Here is a 6484-nt window from a genome sequence, read left to right on the forward strand (position 1 = left end):
AATTATGAACAATATCCTCAAAAACACCACTACCGGCACTGAACCGGGATCTCCGTGGCTGTACCTATTGATATTGGGTGGTTATGTGCTAACTGCCCTTTTTTTATTTAACTACCTGGGCCTGCTCATTGTCATGGGTATTTATGGCATTGATCACGCGCAGGCTTTGGCTCTTTTCACCAACCCATACACCAATGGGGACTCTAAAGTTCCTTTGCTGATCATTCAGGGTGTAACATCACTAGGTGCCTTCGTAATTGTACCATTCGCCTACATGAGATGGACACTCAGCAGCTCGGCAAGCTCCTTTTTCCAAACACCCACACCCGCCAGCAGACCGATGCTCATGACTGCCGCAATTGTTTTCTGCTTTATGGTGGCCAACAGCGTGGTTGTCGAGTGGAACCAAAACATAGACTTACCCGATTTTATTTCGGGATTTGAGCAATGGGCACAGAGCAAAGAAGCTCAACTAGAGCAGATCACCAGATACCTTACCTCTTTCGATTCGCTCTCAGAGTTTTGGCTGGCCATGGTGGTAATTGCCGTACTGCCCGCAGTGGGTGAAGAACTCCTGTTTAGAGGCCTCGTCCAAAATCTTTTTGGTAAAGCATTTGCCAATCACCATGTAGCCATCTGGACAGCTGCCATTCTATTTGGCATGTTTCACTTACAGTTTTATGGTGTGGTGCCAAGAATCTTTTTAGGAGCTCTTTTCGGATACATTTATTATTGGTCTGGTCACCTTTCGCTGGCTATGGTAGGACATTTTGTCAATAATGGCCTGACACTCTGTATGCTATACGCTGCCCAGCTGGGCTATACGTCATTCGACCCAATGGACGATCAGGCCTCTCCTCCACTCTATGTTACTGCCTTATTTTTTGTGGTGGGTGGGGTATTGTTATATTTATTCAAAAATTACTTTGCGCTGACAAAAAATGCGTGATTGGCAGACCGTATTTAGAGACACCCTTCAGTACCGGGCAGAAATTGTGAAAGCCGTCTTGGAAGATCATAACATGCAACCCGTACTGCTCAACAAAAAGGACTCTGCCTACCAGTTGGGTTTTTTCGAAATCAAAGTAGCTCCTGAGCATGTGATTCAGGCTCTAAAACTTATAAACGACGACATCAACTTTGAGTAAATTTACTGACCTCTACCAGCGTATCATTTCGGCAGCTGCCGGAGCGGCCATTATCATATCATCGCTGATTATCGGCGAATGGAGCTACTTTATTGTCTTTTTCACCATTTCCCTACTGGCTCAGTGGGAGTTTTACAGACTCATCAAGCTGCAAAGCTACCTGCCCATTCGACTGCTGGGTGTCACGATCGGCTCAGCGTTATTTGTACTCTCCTTTTTTGTATCTCGGGGCACACTAGACCCCAAATATTACTTTGCCATTTTCCCGGTGGCATCACTCATTTTTTTAGTGAAGCTGTATAAGAAAAACGACAACACACCTTTTCTCAATATTGCGTTGTTTTATTTAGGCCTCACCTACGTGGCACTACCATTTGCCCTCATGAACGTGGTAGTGCACTACCATGGGTGGTACAGCTATGAAATCCTCCTGGGCCTTATGTTTATCATCTGGGGCAGTGATACTGGAGCTTATTTTGCAGGAATTCGATTTGGAAAGCGTAAGCTCTTTGAGAGGCATTCGCCAAAAAAATCATGGGAAGGGTCTATTGGTGGAGCCGTTACAGCAGTGATATTTTCCATCATCATCAGCCGGTACAGCACCGGGCTAGAGATGTGGCAGTGGGTCTCCGTGGCATTCATTGTAGTGATTACCGGCACCTATGGAGACCTGGTAGAGTCCATGTTTAAGCGCACCATGCAGATTAAAGATTCGGGCACTTCTATACCGGGTCATGGAGGCTTTTTGGACCGATTTGACAGCTTAATTCTATCGGTTCCGTTCATTGTCGTTTTCCTCAAACTTTTCTAGTTAAATCTGGGGAAAAACTTAGCTTTGTGGCCAAATAAACAATAACCCCAATTTAATTCTTATATAAGCATGGCGTACATTGAACCTGCTCCTATCAAGGACAAAGGCAATCCTTTTGAGTCCATGATGTCGAGATTTCACATTGCAGCCCAACACTTGGGTCTGGATGATGAAGTTTACAACGTTTTGAAATCCCCATCCAAACAAGTCATTGTTTCACTCCCCGTTACTATGGACAATGGCTCAATCAAAGTATTTGAAGGGTACCGTGTGATTCACTCCAACATCCTGGGACCGTCTAAAGGTGGCATCCGTTATGACATGGATGTAAATCTGGATGAAGTAAAAGCACTGGCCGCATGGATGACGTGGAAGTGTGCCGTGGTAGACATCCCCTATGGTGGAGCTAAAGGAGGCATCAAGTGCAACCCCAGAGAAATGTCTCCCGGAGAAATAGAACGACTCACACGTGCCTTTACTCAGGCCATGCATGAGATCTTCGGGCCAGACAGAGACATCCCTGCTCCGGACATGGGCACAGGTCCTCGCGAGATGGCCTGGCTGATGGACCACTATTCCCGGTCTCAAGGCATGACAGTAAACTCCGTAGTAACCGGCAAACCGCTAGTACTTGGTGGCTCACTAGGACGCACGGAGGCTACTGGCCGTGGAGTAATGATATCGGCCCTTGCCGGCATGGAAAAGATGAAAATCAATCCATTTAAAGCTACATGCGCGGTGCAGGGTTTTGGAAACGTCGGCTCATGGGCTGCAAGCCTACTGGAAGAACGTGGCGTGAGTATCGTCAGCGTATCGGACCTTTCGGGTGCTTATTACAACAAAGATGGCATCAAAATACAGGAGGCCATCAACTACCGAAACATGAACAACGGCTCACTGGAGGGCTTTACCGGAGCAGAAAAGATCGATCCGGAAGAGCTGCTACTGCTAGAAGTAGACGTACTCGTGCCAGCAGCTGTAGAAGATGTCATCACTGAAAACAACGCCCACCAGATCAAAGCCAAGCTGATAGTAGAAGGTGCCAATGGCCCTACTTCTGCTAAAGCTGACGCTATTCTCAATGATAATGGTGTGATGGCTGTGCCCGACATTCTGGCCAATGCTGGTGGAGTAACTGTATCTTATTTTGAGTGGGTGCAAAACCGTCTTGGCTACAAATGGACGGCCGAGCGTGTAAACCGCCGATCAGACAGGATCATGAAGACTGCTTTCGATAAAGTATACGAAACAGCTCAAGAGTATAATGTATCGCTGAGAATAGCTGCTTATATTGTAGCTATAGATAAAGTCGCCAAAACCTATAAATACCGAGGAGGATTCTAAAAATGAACATTCACAAGGAAGGAAAAAAAATCATACCAGTAGCAGCCCTAATCTTAGGGCTGCTCTATGCACTGCTCTATTGGCTTATACCCTTTCAGATCGTACAGATCGTGCTAGGAGTAGCTGCTGTCATCTTTTTTATCCTCGTTGTGAGATTTTTTCGCGATCCAGAGTTTCCTGTAGCTAAAAACCCCAAACAAATCATAGCACCTGCAGATGGTAAAGTGGTGGTGATCGAAGAGACGGAGGAATCTGAATACCTCAAAGATCGTAGAATACAGGTATCAATTTTCATGTCTCCATTGAACGTGCACGTAAACCGGAGCCCGGTAGCAGGGGAAATCTCCTATTTCAAATACCACCCGGGTAAGTTTCTCGTGGCATGGCACCCAAAATCCAGTACTGACAATGAGCGGACCTCCATTGGTCTCAAGCTACCATCCGGTGTAGAAATCATGATGCGCCAGGTGGCAGGAGCAGTGGCTCGTCGCATTTGCTTTTATTCCAAAACCGGTGATACTGTAGAGCAGGGAGACAAGTTTGGCTTCATACGATTTGGAAGCAGAATAGACCTGTACCTACCCCTTGATGCGGACATCAAAGTAGACCTCAACGAGATCAGCTACGGAGGAAAAACCATAATTGCAGAGCTTCCATAAATCCAGATGATTAGGGGGCATTTGTTTATAATGGCCCTACCAATTGTCAATTGGTGACAAACCTACTAGCCTGATATTTATATTCGTGTTGACGCAATCCATCAACACATGCACAAATTCAGGCTTTACTTTTTCATTTCAGTTACTCTGTTAGCAGCTGCTCATGGGCAAAATGGCACCGAAGCTATACGCCTCAATCAAATAGGCTATTACCCCAATACCGAAAAGCTCGCAGTAGTCGTAGAAGGCAAATTGGGTACTGGGTTCAACGTAAGGAATGTATCTGATCAAGAAAGCGCCTTTTCCGGAGAATTGACTGATTATGGTTACTGGGAATCTTCTGGTGAAAGTGTCACCATTGCCGATTTTTCTAGCCTGACTACACCAGGAGAATATTTTCTGGACATCCCTGATATTGGCAAGTCATACCCCTTTGTGATCAATGATCACGTACTGAACGGAGCCACCAAGGCAGCTTTCCGTGCGTACTACTTCAATAGAGCATCTATGGCCATTGATCCTGGTTTTGGCGATCACTGGCATCGTGCAGCAGGGCATCCAGACGATCATGTACTGGTACATAGCTCAGCAGCAAGTTCCGCCCGTCCAGAAGGCACCAGCATTAGCTCACCAGGAGGCTGGTATGATGCGGGGGATTTTGGCAAGTACATTGTAAACGGAGGGATCAGTGTACACACGCTTTTGGCGGCCTATGAAGCTTTTCCTCAATATTACGACCAGCTTCAATTGCGGATACCCGAAAGCTCTAATAACCTCCCCGACCTGCTAGATGAAGTACGCTATGAACTGGACTGGATGCTAACCATGCAGGACGAAGACGGTGGTGTGTATCACAAACTCACCACCCTCAACTTTGTAGGAGAAGTAATGCCTGCTACCAGCAATGCCCAACGATACGTTTACTACAAATCCACAGCTGCCGCACTCAACTTTGCGGCAGCCCTGGCACAAGGAGCACGTATATACGAGCCGTTTGACAGCACGTACGCCACACAGCTTTTGGCTGCAGCCAAAAAGGCCTGGACATGGGCACTAAACCATCCAGATCGAATTTACGACCAAAACAAAGTGAATCAGCAATATGATCCGGATGTCTATACTGGTGCATATGGTGATGGCAATGTAGCCGATGAATTTAACTGGGCTGGAATAGAGCTCTACCTTACCACGCAAAACGACACTTACCTCGAATCGGTAGATTTTAATCATTGGCTAGGAGCACCATCCTGGCCTGGAACGCATTTTTTAGGGCTGGCCTCTATTCTCAACAACCCAGACCGGCTTACCGATGCAGTATCTTTTTCCTCTATCAAAGACAAGGTATTAGCTCTAGCCAATGATTTAGAAAAACGAAGAGCTAATGCACCTTACAAAATTTCACATGATTCATTCTACTGGGGATCTAACTCCAATGCTGGAAATGATGGCATGGTGCTGCTCTATGCGTATTTGCACACAAAAGAATCTAAATACCTCAATGCAGCCATTAGCATAGTAGATTATTTATTGGGTAGAAATGCCACAGGTTACAGTTTTCTCACTGGAGTTGGCTCCAAGCGTGTGATGAACATTCACCACCGACAATCCATGGCCGACAACATTTCAGATCCTGTTCCCGGGTTTATTGCTGGTGGGCCCGATGGTCAGTGGTCTAACTATAGCGGCTACTGTACGGGCACTGATTTTGGCAACTTACCTGCCAAAGCCTTTCTGGATATCGACTGTGCATATAGCATGACGGAAGTCACCATCAACTGGAATGCACCATTCGTTTTTCTGGCGGGTGGGCTGGAAGCAATGGCATCTGAGAGTGATTTCACTGCCGCAAACAAACTAGCTATCCCAACACTTTTAGAATCTACTACAGTGACAGACACCGAAATAAGCCTGATATGGAAGGATAATGCATTTGTTGAAGAATATTATATCATAGAGCGATCGAGTGGAGGAAATAGTGCGTTTGAAGAAGTAGCAAAGCTAGCGGCCAACACCACCAGCTATACAGACGAAGGGCTACTACCAGGCACCAATTATACCTATCGAGTGAAGGCATCTTACAAAGACTGGGAGTCAGATTACGCAACGATTGAGGCTACAACTCTTGAGGTAGGTGCACTGTTACATGCAAACAGCTACAGCAAGCTTTTTCCAACTAAAACCACAGGGGAGCTATTTTTGAAGCATGATCAAACACCTCAGCGAATTATAATCCGAAGCCTGTCCGGCACTGTCCTATCTGTTCAATCCGTTTCCATCGCCCCTAATCTGACCCGGATTAACGTCCACAATTTAGCGGATGGGGTTTATTTGATACAAGCGGAATATCCGGGATACACCGAAACACAGAGGATTATCAAACTCTAGTCAACAAAAAAGCCACTCCTGTCTTCCGCACACAATAACGGTTTCATACTAAAAAGTGTGTTTCTGGCTTTTGAGTAAGGTTTTTACTTGAAAAGTGACTGACCCAGCGTAATTTGTAGGCGTGTTTATACGTCAAA

The 6484-nt window shown here is 46.0% G+C and carries 6 protein-coding genes; all 6 read left to right on the forward strand.

What is annotated here, in order from left to right:
- The first annotated feature begins 4 nt into the window (after positions 1-4).
- The 6 genes from C7460_RS10765 to C7460_RS10790 all read left to right on the forward strand — a co-directional run bounded on the left by C7460_RS10765 (position 5) and on the right by C7460_RS10790 (position 6347).
- Positions 5-949 carry a CPBP family intramembrane glutamic endopeptidase gene (locus tag C7460_RS10765; protein WP_115868106.1) on the forward strand — a complete coding sequence of 315 codons (945 nt, stop codon included), beginning with the start codon at positions 5-7 and terminating at the stop codon, positions 947-949.
- On the forward strand, positions 942-1148 hold the full coding sequence (locus tag C7460_RS10770) for a putative signal transducing protein (RefSeq protein ID WP_115868107.1): 207 nt from the start codon (positions 942-944) through the stop codon (positions 1146-1148). The genes C7460_RS10765 and C7460_RS10770 overlap by 8 nt, the downstream gene beginning before the upstream one ends.
- Positions 1141-1959, forward strand: coding sequence for a phosphatidate cytidylyltransferase (locus C7460_RS10775; RefSeq protein ID WP_115868108.1), 819 nt, complete (start codon positions 1141-1143; stop codon positions 1957-1959). The genes C7460_RS10770 and C7460_RS10775 overlap by 8 nt, the downstream gene beginning before the upstream one ends.
- A gap of 69 nt (positions 1960-2028) precedes the next feature.
- On the forward strand, positions 2029-3303 hold the full coding sequence (locus tag C7460_RS10780) for a Glu/Leu/Phe/Val family dehydrogenase (protein ID WP_115868109.1): 1275 nt from the start codon (positions 2029-2031) through the stop codon (positions 3301-3303).
- A gap of 2 nt (positions 3304-3305) precedes the next feature.
- Positions 3306-3962, forward strand: a complete 657-nt coding sequence (locus C7460_RS10785; RefSeq protein ID WP_115868110.1) for a phosphatidylserine decarboxylase family protein — start codon at positions 3306-3308, stop codon at positions 3960-3962.
- Between the two features lie 108 nt (positions 3963-4070).
- Positions 4071-6347, forward strand: coding sequence for a glycoside hydrolase family 9 protein (locus C7460_RS10790; protein ID WP_115868111.1), 2277 nt, complete (start codon positions 4071-4073; stop codon positions 6345-6347).
- The last annotated feature ends 137 nt before the right edge of the window (positions 6348-6484 follow it).

This window comes from Marinoscillum furvescens DSM 4134, from assembly GCF_003386095.1.
GTDB lineage: Bacteria > Bacteroidota > Bacteroidia > Cytophagales > Cyclobacteriaceae > Marinoscillum > Marinoscillum furvescens.

Bases quoted from the DNA above. Each gene is read 5' to 3' on its own strand.
- C7460_RS10770 (WP_115868107.1), top strand. From the start codon at position 942: ATGCGTGATTGGCAGACCGTATTTAGAGACACCCTTCAGTACCGGGCA.
- C7460_RS10790 (WP_115868111.1), top strand. From the start codon at position 4,071: ATGCACAAATTCAGGCTTTACTTTTTCATTTCAGTTACTCTGTTAGCA.
- C7460_RS10765 (WP_115868106.1), top strand. From the start codon at position 5: ATGAACAATATCCTCAAAAACACCACTACCGGCACTGAACCGGGATCT.
- C7460_RS10785 (WP_115868110.1), top strand. From the start codon at position 3,306: ATGAACATTCACAAGGAAGGAAAAAAAATCATACCAGTAGCAGCCCTA.
- C7460_RS10780 (WP_115868109.1), top strand. From the start codon at position 2,029: ATGGCGTACATTGAACCTGCTCCTATCAAGGACAAAGGCAATCCTTTT.